The sequence below is a fragment of the Paraburkholderia dipogonis genome (assembly GCF_042680985.1).
Classification (GTDB): domain Bacteria; phylum Pseudomonadota; class Gammaproteobacteria; order Burkholderiales; family Burkholderiaceae; genus Paraburkholderia; species Paraburkholderia phytofirmans.
Map to the genome: position 1 here is coordinate 40,454 of NZ_JBHUFR010000016.1, position 18,155 is coordinate 58,608.

Sequence of the window (18,155 nt, forward strand, 5' to 3'; positions counted from 1 at the left end):
GAAATTCTTCTTGCGCTTTGGCTTTTTCAATGCGCACGGAAATAGCGTGTCGTCGCGCGCTGATCGATCGCTCGCGATACGCCGTGGTGCGATCATCTGGTGCATCGGTTTTACGCCGGACTTCAGTTGGCTCGACGCGCCCGTGCTCAACGGTCGCGGTTATCCGGCGCATACGCGCGACTTTACGCCGACCGACGGTTTGTATTTCGACGGCTTGCCGTGGTAGCGTGGCGTTGCTCGACGCCATTGCCAGGCATGTTGCAAGAAAAAACGGCCGCTGCGTTTTTCATCGCAGCGGCCGCTGTATTTCACCGAGACGTTCGGCTAAGGCTTAGCTACCCAGAGCCGGATCGCTCATGCTGCTCTTGCCGGTTTCCACGTGTCCGGCAAACCGCCGCGCGAACAGCGGATCCGTATTGACCGTAATCGCCAGGTCGTACCAGCCGTGAGCGTTGCGCAGATCGAGGTAGATCTGGTCGGTGTCGCCGCCGCGCACCGTATGCCGGATTACGTTGTTCGGGTCGTACGCGTTGATGATCTTGAATTGGGAAGGCGCGCTGCCCACGTTTTCAAGGCGCAACTGCAGATTGCCGTTCGCGACGTCGTAACCTTCCTCGACTTCGGGACGCGCGATGTCGGAGCCGTTCCACCAGCTGCGCGCGACCGGCTTGCCCGCGAAGCGGCGCAGAAAGCCATTCGGGCCGTACACGGTGAAGTCGTAGCTGCCGTCGGCATTCAACGGCAACACGTCCTGCAGGCGCTTGCCGGCTTCGACCGTATAGGTGCGCGGCGCGTCGAGACTGTGAGCGGCGTAGACGAGAAACACCGCGCCGGTGCGGCCCGTGTTGACGAATCGCATCGTGAGCTGGTTGGCCGAACCTTCGCCATGCACACGCACGAACAACTCGTAGGGCAGCGCGCGAGCGGGGCGCACGCCGGGTTCCTGCTTCGGCACGGCCTGCAACGCGGGCGGCAGCGGCACGTAATCCGGATGGCGGTTCTGATCCGGCGGCACGTAGCCGCTCGTGCCCGGCAGCGTCGGGAAAGCGTCGTTCGGATTGCTGAAGTTGAACGCCGACATCAGATCGCCGCACACCGCGCGACGCCACGGCGTGATGTTCGATTCGCCGAGATTGTGCTCGTGACCGAAACGCTTTTCGATGAAGCGGATCACCGACGTGTGGTCGAACAGTTCCGAGCACACGTACCCGCCTTTCGACCACGGCGACACCACCAGCATCGGCACGCGCGGTCCGAGTCCGTACGGGGCGGCGGGAATCTTCGCATCGCCCGGATAGATTTCGTTGCTGGTGTCGACGGTGGACAGACCGTTGGCGTTCGACGACGGTGCGAACGGCGGCACCATGTGATCGAAGAAACCGTCGTTCTCGTCGTAGTTGATCAGCAGCACCGTCTTGCTCCACACCTCGGGATTCGACGTGAGAATCTGCAAGACCTGGTCGATGTACCACGCGCCGTAGTTGGTCGGCCAGTTCGGATGTTCGGAGTAGGCTTCGGGCGCGACGATCCACGACACTTGCGGCAACGTGTTGTTCTGCACGTCGCGCTTGAGGATATCGAAGTAGCCGTCGCCCTTTGCGGCGTTCGTGCCGGTGCGCGCGTTGTCGTAAAGCGGATTGCCGGGCTGCGCGTTGCGGTACTGGTTGAAGTAGAGCAGCGAGTTGTCGCCGTAGTTGCCGATGTACGGGTTCTGCGTCCAGCCCCACGAACCGTTGGCGTCGAGACCGGTGCCGATGTCCTGATAGATCTTCCACGAAATGCCCGCGTTCTGCAGCACTTCGGGGTACGTGGACCAGCCGTAGCCGAGTTCGGAGTTGTCGATCACCGGGCCGCCGCCGCTGCCGTCGTTGCCGACCCAGCCGCTCCACATGTAATAGCGGTTCGGATCGGTCGGTCCCATTAGCGAGCAGTGGTACGCGTCGCAGATGGTGAAGGCGTCGGCGAGTTGATAGTGAAACGGAATGTCCTCGCGCGTGAAATAGGCCATTGTCGTGGCGCTCTTGGCGGGCACCCATTGATCGTAGCGGCCGCCGTTCCAGGCTGCGTGCGTGCTGGTCCAGTCGTGCGCGAGATCCTGCAGGAATTGCAGACCCAGATTCGGCGCGCTCGGGCGGAACGGCAGCACATAACCGGCATCTGCCGCGAGCGGCTGATACCACACGGGCTTGCCGTTCGGCAGATTGATCGCGCGCGTGTCGCCAAAACCGCGCACGCCCTTGAGCGTGCCGAAGTAGTGGTCGAACGAACGGTTCTCCTGCATCAGCACGACGATGTGCTCGACGTCGCGAATGGTGCCGGTCTTGTTGTTGGCGGGAATGGCGAGTGCATTGCAAATGCCCAGCGGCAGCATGCTCAACGCGGTGGCGGAACCCGCTGCATGCGCGGCGGAGCGCAGAAAATCACGGCGATTTTTTGAGGTCATGGTATTGGCTTTCGATCTTCGGTGAAGGAACGATGCACGCAGCACGCGAGACTCGCCCGCGCGTCGCGTGACGCGCGAAACTCAGTCGACGGTGTGGATAACGGGTGTGGCGAGCGGCGCCGGCGCGGCGGCGGACAATGCCGGGTCGGCGCTTGATGCGGGTAGTGCGGGGGTTTGAACCGTAACGGCAGCGGGCGCGGGTGAGGCGGATGACGGATTCGCCGGCAACACGACAGCGGCGTTGCTGTCGCCCGCGGAACTCACGGTGGAACTAACCGCGCGCGTGTCCGGGGTTTTGTCGTCGTCGTTGCCGCACGCGCCGAGCAGCATGCACAGCGACACGGCGGCCAGTGCGGCCGCCAAACGTTTGCGATGCAAGGCAATCGACGGTTTCGACACAATAGACATGGCAATGTCTCCGGCACGGGGAAGTTGCGCCAGGGCATCCATGTGCCCAGGTCAGCGATGCGCAAGAATAGTCGCTTACCTGTGTAACTTTTGTGAAGATGTGGAAATTTGGGTATTTGTTGAAAACTGCGCGACTGTCAATCCAGAATCGCGACGATGGCCTAGATCTTGACCAGATCTTCAAGTTCACCAGCGCTCATGACTTCAACGGTCAATAAGCGCCGCGCTCGACACGAATGCCGCAATGGCTTCGTTCAGCGGTTGCGGCGCGTCGCGATGCGGCGAGTGCCCGCAAGCGTCGAGCTTGACCAGTTGCGCATGCGGCACGTGTAAGGCGATCGTATCGATCTGGGCCATCGTGCCGTAGTTGTCGTCGTGGCCTTGCACCGCGAGCAACGGCTTACGGATCGACGCCAGTTCTTCCGCAATCGACCACTGCCTGAATGCCGGATTCAACCAGATGTCGTTCCAGCCATAAAACGCGGAATCGACGTCCGCGTGATAGCGGCCGAGCTTGCTGCGCAGGTCCGTTGTTTCGTAGAGCTGTTTGGTCTGCGCGATACTCTCCACTGAAATATCTTCGACGAAGACATGCGGCGCAATGGCCACCGCGCCGGCCAGTTCTTCCGGGTGTAGCGCTGCATAAAGCAGCGTGATCGAGCCGCCGTCGCTATGGCCGATCACCCACATGCGCCGCCGTTCGCGCCTATCGATATCGAGTGCGTCGAGCAAAGCGGGCAGAATGTCGCGCGCCTGCGCCGTCATGAAATCGACGGGCCATTTCACTGCATGCGGACGCGGCGTGGAAAGTCCGTAGCCGGGGCGCGAATAAACCAGCCCGCGCATGCCGAGCCGTTCGCACAGCGTCTGCGGCCAGTCGCGCCACATCGCGATCGAACCGAGACCTTCGTGCAGGAAGACAGCGATCGGCGCGTCGCCCGCCGCTTCATTGAGCCAACGATACTCGATGCGCAACGGGCCATGCGACGCGGTAGCCGGCAAGTCGGCGAACTCGCTGACGGTCGTCGCTGCAACGTTGCCAATGGCGGGGTTCTGCATAAATCACCTTATGACTGCTCGCGCAGTTTGAAGCGTTGAATTTTTCCGGTGGCCGTCTTCGGCAAATCGTCGACGAACACGATATCGCGCGGATATTTATGCGGCGCGAGGCGGTCCTTCACGAAAGCCTTCAACTCATCCGCGAGTATCTCAGAGGCCGCGAATTCACGCTTCAACACCACGAACGCGCGAGTTTTGACGAGGCCGTCGTGATCGACACCGACCACCGCCGCTTCGAGCACCGCGCCGTGCTGCACCAGCACCATTTCCACTTCGACCGGCGAGACATACTGGCCGCTCACTTTGAGCATGTCGTCGCTGCGGCCCGCGTAGACATAGCAGCCGTTCGCCAGCCGGCAGTACTTGTCGCCGCTGCGGATCCATTCGCCGAGAAAGGTGGCGCGCGTTTTCTCGCGGTTATTCCAGTACATTACGGCTGCGCTCGGCCCTTTGATATACAGATCGCCGACTTCGCCATCGGCCACGGCATGACCGGCGTCGTCGCGCAACTCGACTTCGTATCCCGGCACAGGACGCCCTGTAGTCCCATACTCGACCGCGCCCGCGCGATTGGACAGGAAGATATGCAGCATTTCAGTCGAGCCGATGCCGTCGAGAATCTCGCAGCCGAAATGCGCGGTGAAACGCTCGCCGATTTCACGCGGCAACGCTTCGCCCGCCGAGGCGCAGATACGTATCGCGACATCGGCGCGCGCGGGCAAGTTGGGTGAGACCAGCATGTTCGCGTAGAGCGTCGGCACGCCGTAGAAAACAGTGGGGCGATGTTTGACGAGGCGCGTGAAAATCGCGTCGGCGGTGGGACGCTCCGCCATCAGGATCGCGGTGGCGCCGACCGACAGCGGAAACGTCAAGCCGTTGCCGAGACCGTACGCAAAGAACAGCTTGGCCGCGGAGAACACCACGTCGCTCTCGGCGATACCGAGGATCGGCTTGGCATACAGCTCGGCGGTCCAGTACAGGTTTGCGTGGGTATGGACCGTGCCCTTCGGTTTGCCGGTCGAGCCTGACGAATACAGCCAGAAGGCGATGTCGTCGCAACCGGTTGCCGCGGCTTTGGTGGCTGGCGCGGCGGCGTCGATCAGTTCTTCGAGCAGCGGCGTAAGAAGCGGCTCGCCTTCACACGGCTCTGAGACGATCAACCGACAACCGTCATGTTCGACGGAATCTAGCGCTTGCGTTACGTTCTGCACCAGCGCACCCGAGGCGATCACCGCGCGCGCATGGCTATGCGTGAGCATATACACATAGTCGGCGGGCGTAAGCAGCGTGTTCGCAATGACCGGCACGACGCCCGCGTAAAGCGCGCCGAGAAAGGCAACCGGCAGGGCGATGGTATCGAGCATCACGAGCAGCACGCGCTCTTCGGGATGCACGCCGAGCGTGCGCAGCGCGCTCGCAAAACGCCGCGCGCGCTCTTCCAGTTCACCGTAGGTGATGCTGCCGGTGTCGTCGATATAGGCGGTCTTGGCGGCGCGTGTTTCGTTCAGTCGAAACAGGTAGGCCGCGAAATTGAATAGCGCGGGCGGCGCTTCGACTGTCGCGGCGGGCTGATTCGCGGCCTTTTCCAACAGGGCTTCCATGTGTCTCCTCCATCGGGTGGGCGCGGTCCGGCTGTTCTGTGCTCATGATCCGCTCGATGCTGTCAGGCTAATGTGCTTGCCCGGTCCTTATCGTTCGACTCGTGCGCGGTCACGTCGTGGGCAAATAAGTCGCTTGCGTCAGCGAGTCGATTGCCGCGCTCGCTGCTTGAATGGCCGAACGCCGGTGATAGAAACCCAGCGCGCGCAAGCCGCCGAGTTCCTCGCCGCCGCCAGCGCGGCCCGGGCCGCCGTGCAGCGACATCGGCATCACGTTGCCGTGACCCGTTTGACTCTGCTGCACCGAAGGCGAAATGGCATGCACGCGGCCGTGCGAATCCGCAAGTTCGAGCGCAAGGCAGCCGAGATGTGCTTCGTTGTTCGAATAGATCGAGGCGACGAGCGATCCCTGGCCACGTCGCGCGAGAGCGACGGCGTGCGCTTCGGGCAACATAGCCCCTTTAGCGGCGACGCGATAGGGCGCGACGCTCGCCACCGGTCCGAACACTTCGACATCGTGCAGCAGCGTCGCGTTATCCGGATCGTTGACCACGAACAGATGCGGCGCGACGCAAGCGGCGATATTCGAGTCCGCGTCGATGAGCGGCACAGCGGAGCCGTCGTAAGCGAGCGCGGCCTCTTCGCGCAGCGCCGCGATGCCGGCCAGCACGTTCTCGTATTGCTCGCGGTTCACGAGCGAGCCCATGCGCACGGTGTCGTTGCGCGGATTGCCGACGGTGATTTTCGCGAGCTTCGCGTTGAGCGCTTCGAGCACGGCCTCAAGCGCGGCCTCGGGGACGAACGCGCGCCGGATCGCTGTGCATTTCTGCCCGGATTTCACCGTCATTTCCCGCGCCACTTCTTTAATGAAGAGATCGAAGGCGGGTGTGTCGGGCGTGGCGTCGGCGCACAGAATCGCGCTATTCAGGCTATCGGCTTCGACGTTCAGACGCGCGCCGCGCTGCACGAAGGCCGGATGCGCGCGCAACGTGGCGGCGGTTTGCGCCGAGCCCGTGAACGACACGACGTCGAAAGACTGAATCTGATCGAGCAGGCCCGCCGAGCTGCCGCAGATCACCGAGAGCGCGCCGGGCGGCAGAATGCCCGCGTCGACCACATCGGCGACCATGCGTTGGGTGAGCCAGGCCGTCGCCGTGGCGGGCTTGACGATGACAGGCACGCCGGACAGCAACGCCGGCGCGGCTTTTTCCCACAAGCCCCACGACGGAAAATTGAACGCGTTGATAAAGAGCGCGACGCCGCGTGTCGGCGTGAGCACGTGCTGCACGCTGAACGATTGATCCTTGCTCAGCGAGACGCTATCGCCGTCACGCAGCGCATGCACGTCGCCGAGCGACGCACCGAGTTTCGCGTAATACGAAAGCGTGAAAATGGCGCCGTCGATATCGACGGCCGAGTCGTTGCGCGTAGTGCCCGAGTTCGCGGTGGCGATCGCGTAGTAGTCGTCGCGTTTCGCTTGCAGCAGCTTGACGATATCGGCGAGGCGGGCGGCGCGCTGCGCGTAGGTCAAGGCGCGCAACGCGGCGCCGCCGGTATCGCGCGCAAAGCCGAACGCGTGTGCGAGATCGAGGCCTTCGCTCGACACGCGCACGAGCGCAGCGCCCGTCACCGGATCGGTGAGCGTGACGCCGGCGCCGCTGCCGGCGATCCATTGGCCGGCTACATGGTTCTTCAGGAGTTCGGTCATGGCGGCACTCAGGCGGGAGTGAATTCGATGGCGCCTTGCGGCAGGAGATACAGCACCAGCGCCTCGCCGTTCGCCACCGTCGGCCGATGCGCGGAGCCGGGTCCGTACACGCACCAGCCGGCCGGGTGGCCGTCGAAGGTGGCGCCTTCGGTGAGCGGCATGATCAGATCGATCTCGCCGTTCGGATGAACATGATGCGGACCGGCAATATCCTTCATGTCGACGACGTCGACGGAAAAGCCGTGGGTCTCGGTCAGCGCCTTGAAGATGCGGCCGTAGCGAATGCCGCCGCCTTCGCGGTTGCACAGCCAGCCTTCGGCGACCCCGGTTCGGCATGCCTTAGCAAGCTCGCGGAACGCGTCGCCGCTGGCCGGATAGGTGTCGTTTAGCCAGTCCGCCAGCTTGCCGTCGAGCGGCCGGCCGTCGAGTTGCTCCGTGACGCCCGCGATCAGGCGCTGGAAATCATGTGGGGACATGCGAGCCTCCAGATCGGCGCCTTCGACCGCACGCGCACGTTAATGCATGCGAGTTGTCGCGCCATCTCCGTGACGCCGCCGAAAGTGCTCGACAGCGTTTGTTATTGGATCAATATTTGGCGAAAATTAACCGTTCACCTAGTGTCTGTCAAGCACTATAGTACATATATCGCAGTTAAGAGGCAGCAAAACATGAACCAGAATTACTCTCGCGCACCGCTGGACGACTCAGCCGACGAGGACGCAGGCCGCGCCGAACGCTCGCCGGAGCGCGGCGCCGAGCGCGATCCGTTTCTCACGGCGATGGGCGAGCGCGTGCGCCTGCTGCGCGCGCGCCGCGGCATGACGCGCAAGACGCTAGCCACGGAAACCGGCCTGTCGGAGCGGCATCTGGCAAATCTGGAGTCGGGGGTGGGTAATGCGTCGGTGCTGGTGCTGCGGCAAATCGCGGCCACCTTGAATTGTTCGCTGGCCGAGGTGATCGGCGACGAAACCACGGCGTCCGCCGAATGGCTGCTGATCCGCGAATTGCTGCAGGGACGCGATCAGGCGGCCTTGCAGCGCGCCCGCGTGGCGCTCGCCGAGATGTTCGCGCAGGCGCCGCGCGACCCGCATCGCAAGGACCGGATTGCGCTGATCGGCCTGCGCGGCGCCGGCAAATCGACGCTCGGACGGATGCTCGCGCAGGAGCGCAAAGTGCCGTTCGTCGAACTCACGCGCGTGATCGAGCAACTGGCCGGCTGCCCGCCCTCGGAGATTCATTCGCTTTACGGGGCGGCCGCTTACCGGCGTTACGAACACCGCGCGCTGGAGGCCGTGATTCAGGAGCACGAGCGCGCGGTGATCGCGTCGCCGGGCGGGTTGGTGTCGGAGTCGGGCACCTTCAATACGCTGCTGTCGCATTGCTATACGGTGTGGTTGCAGGCAGCGCCGGAGGAGCACATGCGCCGCGTCGTCGCGCAGGGCGACCTGCGGCCGATGTCGGGCAACAAGGAGGCGATGGACGATCTCAAGCGCATCCTGGCGGGGCGCGGCGAACTGTACGCCCGCGCCGACATGACCTTCGACACCAGCGAAAAAACCTTGGCCGACGCCTATCTGCAACTGCGCGACCGCCTCGCCGCACGACTTGCCGCGGAATCGCCCGACGAAACGCGACTCAGCTGACCTGCACTTCGGCGTCAGGGTTTACTAGCAAACATGCACTAAAGTGCTTTACATGGGTTTGGCGATGCACTATTATTCAAAAAAACGAGCTTAGCATCGTCCAGTCAGGAGACGCCCCATGTCCACAGCAGAAACCGCCGTCGCGCCCGTTGACTACCGCACCGATCCCTCGCAGTACAAGCACTGGAAGCTGAGTTTCAACGGTCCCGTCGCGACGCTCGGCATCGATATCGCCGAGGACGGCGGCATTCGTGACGGCTACAAGCTGAAGCTGAATTCGTACGACCTCGGCGTCGACATCGAACTGCACGACGCGATACAGCGCATCCGCTTCGAGCATCCCGAAGTGAAAACCGTGGTGCTGACGAGCCTCAAAGACCGCGTGTTCTGCTCGGGCGCCAACATTTTCATGCTCGGTCTCTCCACGCATGCGTGGAAGGTCAACTTCTGCAAGTTCACTAACGAAACGCGCAACGGACTGGAAGACTCGTCGCGTCATTCAGGACTGAAGTTTCTGGCCGCCGTAAACGGTGCGTGCGCCGGTGGCGGTTATGAACTCGCTCTGGCCTGTGACGAAATCTATCTGGTGGACGACCGTTCGTCTTCGGTGTCGCTGCCAGAAGTGCCGTTGCTCGGCGTGCTGCCGGGCACCGGCGGCCTGACGCGCGTCACCGACAAACGCAAGGTGCGGCACGACCGCGCCGATATCTTCTGCACGGTGGTCGAGGGCGTACGCGGCGAGCGCGCGAAAGCATGGCGTCTCGTGGATGAAGTCGTGAAGCCTAACCAGTTCGATCAGGCGATCCAGGCACGCGCGCTCGAACTCGCCGGGCAGAGCGATCGTCCCGCGGACGCACAAGGCGTTCTGCTCACGCGTATCGAACGCACCGATCGCAAAGACGGCCTCACTTATAAAACGCTCGACGTCACGATCGATCGTGCAAAACGTATCGCGACGTTCACCGCCAAGGCTCCGCAAAGCGAACCGCCCACGAATATCGACGCGATCGTCGCAGCCGGCGTGAACTGGTGGCCGTTGCAATTCGCCCGCGAACTCGACGACGCGATTCTGTGCATGCGCACCAACGAACTGGCGGTCGGCACATGGGTCTTCAAGACCGAAGGCGACGCCCGCAATCTGCTCGCCGCGGACGCCTCGCTCATGCAACACAAAGATCACTGGTTCGTGCGCGAGACCATCGGCCTGTTGCGCCGCACGCTGGCGCGCATCGACGTCTCATCGCGTTCGCTGTTCGCGCTGGTCGAGCCGGGCTCGTGCTTTGCCGGCACTTTCGCGGAACTCGCATTCGCCGCCGACCGCACGTATATGGCGGCGCTGCCGGGCAATGAAGAGGAAGAACCGGCCATCACGCTTTCGGAAGTCAACTTCGGCCTTTATCCGATGGTTACGCATCAGTCGCGTCTCGGCCGGCGTTTCTATGAAGAAGCCGAGCCGCTCGACGCCGTGCGCTCCCTGATCGGTCAGCCGGTCAGACCCGTCGAAGCCGAACGCCTCGGTCTCGTGACCGCATCGCCCGACGACATCGACTGGGCCGACGAAATCCGCATCGCGCTCGAAGAACGCGCCGCGATGTCGCCGGATGCATTGACCGGACTCGAAGCAAATCTGCGCTTCAACGGTCCGGAAACGATGGAGACGCGCATTTTCGGCCGTCTCACCGCGTGGCAGAACTGGATTTTCAACCGGCCGAACGCAGTGGGCGAGAAGGGCGCGCTCAAGGTGTATGGCAAGGGCAGCAAGGCGCAATTCGACGTCTCGCGTGTTTGATACGCATTGGATGCGCGCGTGATGGGCGTCTGAACGCCATCCGCGCAACGAGCGCGAAACAGGCCGCCGTTTGCCCGATACGCGCCACTCATCGTCACTGCAGTTTCCGAACCAGGAACCGACCATGTCAACGATCAACTACAGCGAAAAGATTCCGAACAACGTCAATCTCGCCGACGACCGCGCGCTGCAGCGTGCGCTCGAACAATGGCAGCCGAATTTTCTGGCGTGGTGGGGCGATATGGGCCCGGAAGGCTCGCACGGCTACGACGTGTATCTGCGTACCGCGGTAAGCGTCGACGCGGGCGGCTGGGCGCATTTCGATCACGTGAAGATGCCGGACTACCGCTGGGGCATTTTCCTCACGCCCGGCGAGCAGGACCGCAAGATTCATTTCGGTGAACACAAGGGCGAAGCGGCGTGGCAGGACGTGCCCGGCGAACATCGCGCGAATCTGCGCCGTATCATCGTGACGCAGGGCGATACCGAGCCGGCTTCGGTCGAACAGCAGCGTCACCTTGGTTTGACGGCACCCTCCATGTACGACTTGCGCAACCTGTTTCAGGTGAACGTGGAAGAAGGCCGCCACTTGTGGGCGATGGTGTATCTGCTGCATCGGTACTTCGGCCGCGATGGCCGTGAGGAAGCCGAAGCATTGCTCGGTCGCCGCTCAGGCGACGACGATAATCCCCGCATTCTCGGCGCGTTCAACGAGAAAACACCGGACTGGCTCGCGTTTTTCATGTTCACGTATTTCACCGATCGCGACGGCAAGTTCCAGTTGTCGGCACTCGCCGAGTCGGGCTTCGATCCGCTCGCGCGCACCACCAGGTTTATGTTGACTGAAGAAGCGCATCACATGTTCGTCGGCGAGTCGGGTGTGTCGCGCGTGATTCAGCGCACTGCCCAGGTAATGAACGAACTCGGTACCGACGACGTCGCGAAGATTCGCGCGGCCGGTGTGATCGATCTGCCGACTATTCAACGCTATCTGAACTTCCATTACTCGGTCACGATCGACCTGTTCGGCGCGGATCATTCTTCTAACGCGGCCACGTTCTATAGCTCGGGCCTCAAAGGCCGCTACGAAGAAAACAAGCGCGACGACGATCATCAGTTGAACGGTCAGAGCTACAAGCTGCTCGACGTGCAGGACGGCAAACTGGTCGAGCGTGAAGTGCCGATGCTCAACGCGATGAACGAAGTGCTACGCGACGACTACATCAAGGATTCGGTGGCGGGCGTGGGGCGCTGGAACAAGGTGCTCGAAAAAGCCGGCATCGATTTCCGCATGACGGTGCCGCACAAAGCGTTCAATCGGCAGATCGGCACGTTCGCGGGTACGCGTGTGTCGCCCGATGGCCGCGTGGTCAGTGAAACCGAATGGGCCGCCAATGAGGCGAAATGGCTCGCTACGCCGGAAGACCGCGCTTACGTCGCTTCCTTGATGGGACGCGTCACGGAAGCCGGCAAGTTCGCGAACTGGATCGCACCGCCGGCAATGGGCGTGAACCGCCAGCCGGTCGATTTCGAATACGTGCGCTTTAACTGAGCGCGCGAGCGGCGCACGGCACCATGCATGCTTGCGCCGCATCTCAAGGTGGAGGAAGTCATGAACGGCCCAGTATCGATCGAAGTTCTCCGGCAGCATCTGATCGATCCGGAAATCTGCATTCGCTGCAATACGTGCGAAGAGACTTGCCCGGTCGATGCGATCACGCACGACGACAACAACTACGTGGTCAAGGCGGAGATCTGCAACGGCTGCATGGCGTGTGTGCCGCCGTGTCCAACCGGCGCGATCGACAACTGGCGCACGGTGCTGAAAGCCGACGCGTATCCGATCGAAGAGCAGTTCACGTGGGACGTCCTGCCGGAACAGAACACGATGGCCGTGCCCGCCGCGGACGAGTCGCCGGGCGCGGGCGCGTCGGGCGATACCGCGGCCGAGGCGGGCGGCATCGAAGTGGATACCGTGCGCGGCTCGGTCGTGCCGCCATGGTCCGCCGCGAAACCCTACGTGAATCTCTACACGCACAAGGAGCCGACTAGCGCGACGGTGGTCGGCAACTACCGGCTGACGGACGGATCGACCGATAGCGACATTCATCATATCGTGCTGGATTTTGGGTCGATGCCGTTTCCGGTACTGGAAGGCCAGTCGATCGGCATTCTGCCGCCCGGCGCGAGCGCCGATGGCCGCGCGCATCACGCGCGCCAGTATTCGATTGCGAGCCCGCGCGATGGCGAGCGGCCCGGTTACAACAACGTTTCGTTGACGGTCAAACGTGTTTCGCAGCAACACGGCGACTCGTTGGACGGGGTGTGTTCGAACTACCTGTGCGATCTGAAGAAGGGCGATGTGGTCAAGGTGATCGGCCCGTTCGGCGGCACGTTCCTGATGCCGAACCATCCGAACTCGCATCTGCTGATGATCTGCACTGGCACGGGCTCAGCACCGATGCGCGCGATGACCGAGTATCGCCGCCGGCGTCGGCTGAAGGGCGCGACGGGCAAGTTGATGTTGTTCTTCGGCGCGCGGACCAAAGAAGAGTTGCCGTACTTCGGGCCGCTTACGAATCTGCCGAAGGATTTCATCGATACGAATCTGGCGTTTTCGCGTACGCCCGGTCAACCTAAGCGCTATGTTCAGGACGCCATGCGCGAGCGCGCCGTCGATGTGGCGCACATGCTCAAGGACGACAACACGCATATTTACGTGTGCGGGTTGAAGGGCATGGAGGATGGTGTGCTGCAAGCGCTCAAGGAAATTGGTGAGCGGCATCAGCTGGATTGGGAAGCGCTGTGGGTGAAGTTGAAGAAGGAGGGGAGGCTGCATCTGGAGACGTATTGACCGGATGGTGTCCGGTCGAGAATCGGCATGGGCACTGTGTGCCCGTACCATAAATCACCAGATGGTTTTGACGTGCGGATAGGCGCGGATCTTTTCGTCTTTCGTGACGAGAGGGACGGCAAACTTGCGCGCCGTCGCGACGATCATGCGGTCGGCGGGGTCTTTGTGGAACTCGCCAGGAAGTTCGACGGACTTCGTCGCGATTTCAACATCGACCGGCACGAAGCGTACGGATTCGATCTCGGAAACTTTGGCAAGCCAACGGCTGACATCCATCGACAGCGCGAGCCTTTCTCGTTCCACGAGCATGGCGATCTCCCACGCGGAGATGGCCGAAATGGCGATCTCGCCGTCGGTCAATTCATGCGCAATAGCCGTTTTTGCTTTCTTGCTCAGAGTCGGATCGCCTGTGGCCCACCAAACCAGAGTGTGGGTGTCCAGAACGATCACTCCGCGGCCTCCCAGTCGTCTTCTCCCACGGGCTTGGTGGGATCGTCGTAATGCAAAACCGTGCCGCGCAATACGTCAAGTGGGCTGCGTTCGACGCCGCGGTAAGGGCGTACTTCTACCGCTGGTTTGCCATGGTCCGTAACAATCATGCTTTCCCCCGTAGATTCCACTTGCCTGAAGTATTCAAGCGCCTTGGCTTTGAATTCCGATTTTGATACCAGATTTCCCGGCATAATTGTACCTATAGTCATATGTCTATAGTCACAATTATAAGATGGAAATAGAAATATCTATAGCGGTCGATATAGACGCATCTATTTATGTGTTGGACTCTCCCCGAATCCCCTTCCCCGGCGACACCGCCCCGCAAGCCCGAATCACCAACTGCACCACTTCCTCCGTCGTCGCATCGAACGCCTTTTGCGTCAACGCGCGCTTGCCCTTAAGCGCGCGAATTTGCGCATCAAAGTCTGCATAGTGCTGCGTTGTCGCCCAGATCATATACATCAGCGTCTGCGCATTCACCGGCGCGAGCAGCCCGCGCGCGATCCAATCGTCGATCACCTTCACGCGGCTATCGAGCCACGGCTTCACCCGCTCCGTGAGAATGTCCTCCATATGCTCCGCGCCGTGAATGATCTCGCTCGCCCAAACCTTCGAACCGAGCGGCCGGCGCCGCGACAATTCCATTTTCGCGCGCACGTACCCGCCGATCGCCTCGACCGGGTCGTCGCTGCACTCGAACGTATCCGCCGCGCGATGCCAGTCTTCGAACAGGTCTTCCAGCACGCGTCGATACAGCGCGAGTTTTGTCGGGAAGTAGTAATGCACGTTGGCTTTCGGTAAGCCAGCGCGTTCCGCGATCATCGCGGTGCTCGTGCCGTCGAGTCCGCGCTCGGCGAAAACCGCCTCGGCGCACGCCAGAAGGTGCGCTTCATTCGACTCGCGAATGTGCGCCTTGCGCCGCCGCAAAGGTGCGCGTGTTTCCTCGTTTTCCGTGATGTCAGCCGCCACGTCGTCGTCTCTCATGTTCGCCTTCGGCGGCATGGGTGCCGCGTCGCGCTTCATTCTAGTCGTTTGCCGCGCTGCCCACACGCGCATTCGTCGCACACGCTGAACGCGTGCTGCAGTGCAATGGCACACTTCTCGCTATGTTTCTCACCGCACGAAAGGTGTTGATTTGGCGAGTTTAATCGGCTACAACCTGTCCAACTGGACAGGATTGGAAGAGCGGCTGATACCCTAGGGTTTGCCCTCTGTGCGAGAGGGTGATCGATGGCATCGAATCTGCACCGCCCGCGTGCGGGCACGCCCCAAAACCCGCCGCCGATGCACCAGTTTCATGTCGGTTCACCGAAAGGAGCGAGACGAATGAATGCGGTATCCGAAGCGCTGAAGCATGCTGAACCCAGCACGTCGATCAAGGTCGACGGCAAGCGGCTGTGGGACAGCCTGATGACCATGGCGAAGATCGGCGCAACGCCTAAAGGCGGCGTCTGCCGCCTTGCGCTCACCGACCTCGATAAGGAGGGACGCGATCTGATCGTCAGTTGGGCGAAGGAAGCCGGCTGCACGGTCAGTGTGGACCAGATGGGCAATGTATTCATGCGCCGCGCCGGGCACAATCCCACTGCATTGCCGGTTATGACCGGTTCGCACGCCGACTCGCAACCGACCGGCGGCCGCTTCGACGGCATCTACGGCGTGCTGGGCGGTCTCGAAGTGATTCGGAGTCTGAACGATCACGGCATCGAGACGGAGCACCCGGTCGAAGTGGTGATCTGGACCAACGAGGAAGGCTCGCGTTTCGCGCCCGCGATGGTGGCGTCGGGCGTGTTCGCCGGCGTGTTCACGCTCGACTACGGTCTGTCGCGCAAGGACGTGGACGGCAAGACCATCGGCGAAGAACTCGCACGCATCGGCTATGCGGGCGATATTCCATGCGGCGGACGGCCGCTGCACGCGGCGTTCGAACTGCATATCGAACAGGGCCCGATTCTCGAAGCGGAGCAGAAAACCATTGGCGTCGTGACCGACGCGCAAGGTCAGCGCTGGTACGAAATCACGCTGACGGGACAGGAGGCGCACGCGGGTCCGACGCCGATGCCGCGCCGTCGCGACGCGTTGCTCGGCGCCTCTCGCGTAGTCGATCTGGTCAATCGTATCGGTCTGGACAATGCGCCGTTCGGCTGCGCGACGGTCGGCATGATGCAGGTCTATCCGAACTCGCGCAACGTGATTCCGGGCCGCGTGTTCTTCACCGTCGATTTCCGTCATCCGGACGATGGCGTGCTCGCGAAAATGGACGCCGCCTTGCGCAAGGGCGTGGCCGACATCGCAAACGGTATCGGCCTCGAAACCGAACTCGAGCAGATCTTTTATTACGCGCCGGTCGCGTTCGACGAAGCCTGCGTGAAGTCCGTGCGCGCCGCCGCGGAACGCTTCGGTTATCCGCATCGCAACATGGTGTCCGGTGCCGGACACGATGCCTGCTATCTGTCGCAAGTCGCGCCCACCTCGATGGTGTTCGTGCCGTGCGTGGACGGGATCAGTCACAACGAAATCGAGGACGCCACCTTCGAATGGATCGAGGCGGGCGCCAATGTATTGCTGCACGCCATGCTGGAGCGTGCGTGCGAGCCGGTTTCATAACGCTTTAGCGGTTGCGGTCCGTATCGACACGTTTGACCCGCTTCACCGTAGTGCCTATAAAACATGCCGTCCCGGCTCCCGCTCGAAGCGTGGCCGGCAGGAGCGGCTACGTCCTCACATCGAAGAAGGAACGAGTATGGCCATCAAGCAAACCGGCGATATCGCCGCTCAGCGGCTATCGCCCGAGCAGCTCTCGTGCGAGTTCTCCGACATCGCGCCCCTGCTCGACGCAAGCGCCGCAGCTGCGGCGGCGAGCCGCTGCCACTACTGTTACGACGCACCGTGCGTGAACGCCTGCCCGACGCAGATCGACATTCCCAGCTTCATCCGCAAGATCAGCAACGGCAATCTGAAGGGCGCGGCCGTGGATATTCTGTCGGCCAATCCGCTCGGCGGCATGTGCTCGCGCGTCTGCCCGACGGAGATTCTGTGCGAAGGCGCTTGCGTGCGGAACCATCAGGATGCGAAGCCGGTGGCGATCGGCGCGCTGCAACGTCACGCCACGGATTGGGCGATGGCGCGCGGCGAGGTGCTCTTCAAACGCGCCGCAGAAACCGGACGGCACGTCGCGGTGGTCGGCGCGGGTCCGGCGGGACTTGCCTGCGCGCATCGGCTCGCGCTGGCCGGCCACAACGTGACGATTTACGACGCGCACGAAAAAGCCGGCGGCCTGAACGAATACGGTATTGCCGCCTATAAAACCGTCGACGACTTTGCGCAGCGTGAAGTGGAGTGGCTGTGTTCGGTCGGCGGCATCGAGATCGAACACGGCGTGGCGCTCGGACGCGATGTCGACCTCGACACGCTGCGCAAGCAACACGACGCCGTGTTCCTCGCGATCGGCCTCACCGGCGTGCGGGCGCTCGCGATGGACGGCGAAGATCTCGGCGGCGTGATGAACGCGGTGGACTTTATCGAGCAGGTACGCAGCGCGAGCGATCTCGGCACGGTGCCGGTGGGCCGCCGCGTGGTCGTGATCGGCGGCGGCAATACGGCGGTGGACGCTGCCGTGCAAAGCCGCAAGCTCGGCGCGACGTCGGTGACGATGGTGTACCGGCGCGGCGTCGAAGCGATGAGCGCGACCTGGGCCGAACGCGACTTCGCGCAGACGAGCGGTGTCACGCTCATCACGCATGCCACGCCGATGCGCCTGATCGGCGGCGCCGGTGTGGTGACAGGTGTCGAATTCGCGCGCACGTCGAAAGATGGTGGCGAGGAACACTTCGTGGTCGAAGCCGATATGGTGCTCAAGGCGATCGGTCAAACGCTGGTGGCCGTCGGCATCGAGCGTGAGTTGCTGACGTTGGACGGCAGCCGTATCGCGGTCGATGCGAATGGCCAGACCTCGCTCGCGAACGTGTGGGCCGGCGGCGATTGCGCGGCCACCGGCGGCATCGACCTCACGGTGCAGGCTGTGCAGGACGGCAAGATCGCCGCTGCCGCGATCGACGCACAGTTCGCTCGCACAGCGGTGAAAGCCGCCTGAAGCGAATCGAGCCAAGCCAAACGAAGCGTCATACCAGACAAAAAACAGCAGTCCCCAAGGAGCCG

General features: G+C 62.4%; 15 protein-coding genes and 1 pseudogene. 7 read left to right on the top strand and 9 right to left on the bottom strand.

Going from position 1 to position 18,155, the window contains the following annotated elements:
• Window positions 1-88: 88 nt before the first annotated feature.
• Window positions 89-223, top strand: a pseudogene (locus ACFSNN_RS20310) (MSMEG_0569 family flavin-dependent oxidoreductase); the annotation flags it as partial.
• 108 nt (window positions 224-331) lie between these two features.
• Here the strand turns inward: ACFSNN_RS20310 and ACFSNN_RS20315 are convergent.
• The 6 genes from ACFSNN_RS20315 to ACFSNN_RS20340 form a co-directional block, all read right to left on the bottom strand.
• On the bottom strand, window positions 332-2,443 hold the full coding sequence (locus ACFSNN_RS20315; RefSeq protein WP_134458666.1) for a phosphocholine-specific phospholipase C: 2,112 nt from the start codon (window positions 2,441-2,443) through the stop codon (window positions 332-334).
• A gap of 81 nt (window positions 2,444-2,524) precedes the next feature.
• On the bottom strand, window positions 2,525-2,851 hold the full coding sequence (locus tag ACFSNN_RS20320; RefSeq protein WP_134458668.1) for a hypothetical protein: 327 nt from the start codon (window positions 2,849-2,851) through the stop codon (window positions 2,525-2,527).
• 204 nt (window positions 2,852-3,055) lie between these two features.
• On the bottom strand, window positions 3,056-3,910 hold the full coding sequence (locus tag ACFSNN_RS20325) for an alpha/beta fold hydrolase (protein ID WP_134458670.1): 855 nt from the start codon (window positions 3,908-3,910) through the stop codon (window positions 3,056-3,058).
• 8 nt (window positions 3,911-3,918) lie between these two features.
• Window positions 3,919-5,511 (bottom strand): benzoate-CoA ligase family protein, encoded by a 1,593-nt coding sequence (locus ACFSNN_RS20330; protein ID WP_134458672.1) that lies wholly within the window; start codon window positions 5,509-5,511, stop codon window positions 3,919-3,921.
• Between the two features lie 109 nt (window positions 5,512-5,620).
• Window positions 5,621-7,216 carry a 3,4-dehydroadipyl-CoA semialdehyde dehydrogenase gene (locus ACFSNN_RS20335; protein WP_134458674.1) on the bottom strand — a complete coding sequence of 532 codons (1,596 nt, stop codon included), beginning with the start codon at window positions 7,214-7,216 and terminating at the stop codon, window positions 5,621-5,623.
• Window positions 7,217-7,224: 8 nt separating this feature from the next.
• On the bottom strand, window positions 7,225-7,692 hold the full coding sequence (locus ACFSNN_RS20340; RefSeq protein ID WP_134458676.1) for a DUF4863 family protein: 468 nt from the start codon (window positions 7,690-7,692) through the stop codon (window positions 7,225-7,227).
• Between the two features lie 192 nt (window positions 7,693-7,884).
• Here ACFSNN_RS20340 and ACFSNN_RS20345 point away from each other — a divergent pair, with 192 nt between their 5' ends.
• The 4 genes from ACFSNN_RS20345 (at window position 7,885) to boxA (ending at window position 13,502) form a co-directional block, all read left to right on the top strand.
• On the top strand, window positions 7,885-8,859 hold the full coding sequence (locus ACFSNN_RS20345) for a helix-turn-helix transcriptional regulator (protein ID WP_134458678.1): 975 nt from the start codon (window positions 7,885-7,887) through the stop codon (window positions 8,857-8,859).
• Between the two features lie 118 nt (window positions 8,860-8,977).
• Window positions 8,978-10,648, top strand: coding sequence for a 2,3-epoxybenzoyl-CoA dihydrolase (gene boxC, locus ACFSNN_RS20350; RefSeq protein ID WP_134458680.1), 1,671 nt, complete (start codon window positions 8,978-8,980; stop codon window positions 10,646-10,648).
• A 124-nt stretch (window positions 10,649-10,772) separates the two neighbouring features.
• Window positions 10,773-12,200, top strand: coding sequence for a benzoyl-CoA 2,3-epoxidase subunit BoxB (gene boxB / locus ACFSNN_RS20355; RefSeq protein WP_134458682.1), 1,428 nt, complete (start codon window positions 10,773-10,775; stop codon window positions 12,198-12,200).
• Window positions 12,201-12,260: 60 nt separating this feature from the next.
• Window positions 12,261-13,502: a benzoyl-CoA 2,3-epoxidase subunit BoxA gene (boxA, locus tag ACFSNN_RS20360; protein WP_134458684.1), complete on the top strand. Its 1,242-nt coding sequence runs from the start codon at window positions 12,261-12,263 to the stop codon at window positions 13,500-13,502.
• Window positions 13,503-13,556: 54 nt separating this feature from the next.
• Here the strand turns inward: boxA and ACFSNN_RS20365 are convergent, their stop codons facing one another.
• The 3 genes from ACFSNN_RS20365 to ACFSNN_RS20375 form a co-directional block, all read right to left on the bottom strand.
• Window positions 13,557-13,952 (bottom strand): type II toxin-antitoxin system VapC family toxin, encoded by a 396-nt coding sequence (locus ACFSNN_RS20365; RefSeq protein WP_134458686.1) that lies wholly within the window; start codon window positions 13,950-13,952, stop codon window positions 13,557-13,559.
• Window positions 13,949-14,185 (bottom strand): type II toxin-antitoxin system Phd/YefM family antitoxin, encoded by a 237-nt coding sequence (locus ACFSNN_RS20370; protein ID WP_134458688.1) that lies wholly within the window; start codon window positions 14,183-14,185, stop codon window positions 13,949-13,951. Before ACFSNN_RS20370 ends, ACFSNN_RS20365 begins: the two co-directional genes overlap by 4 nt.
• 85 nt (window positions 14,186-14,270) lie before the next feature.
• Window positions 14,271-15,020 (bottom strand): TetR/AcrR family transcriptional regulator, encoded by a 750-nt coding sequence (locus ACFSNN_RS20375; protein WP_208949510.1) that lies wholly within the window; start codon window positions 15,018-15,020, stop codon window positions 14,271-14,273.
• Between the two features lie 303 nt (window positions 15,021-15,323).
• Here ACFSNN_RS20375 and ACFSNN_RS20380 point away from each other — a divergent pair, with 303 nt between their 5' ends.
• A complete protein-coding gene (locus ACFSNN_RS20380) occupies window positions 15,324-16,604 on the top strand; it encodes a Zn-dependent hydrolase (RefSeq protein ID WP_134458692.1) in 1,281 nt (426 codons plus the stop codon).
• A 136-nt stretch (window positions 16,605-16,740) separates the two neighbouring features.
• On the top strand, window positions 16,741-18,090 hold the full coding sequence (locus ACFSNN_RS20385; protein WP_134458694.1) for an NAD(P)-dependent oxidoreductase: 1,350 nt from the start codon (window positions 16,741-16,743) through the stop codon (window positions 18,088-18,090).
• The last annotated feature ends 65 nt before the right edge of the window (window positions 18,091-18,155 follow it).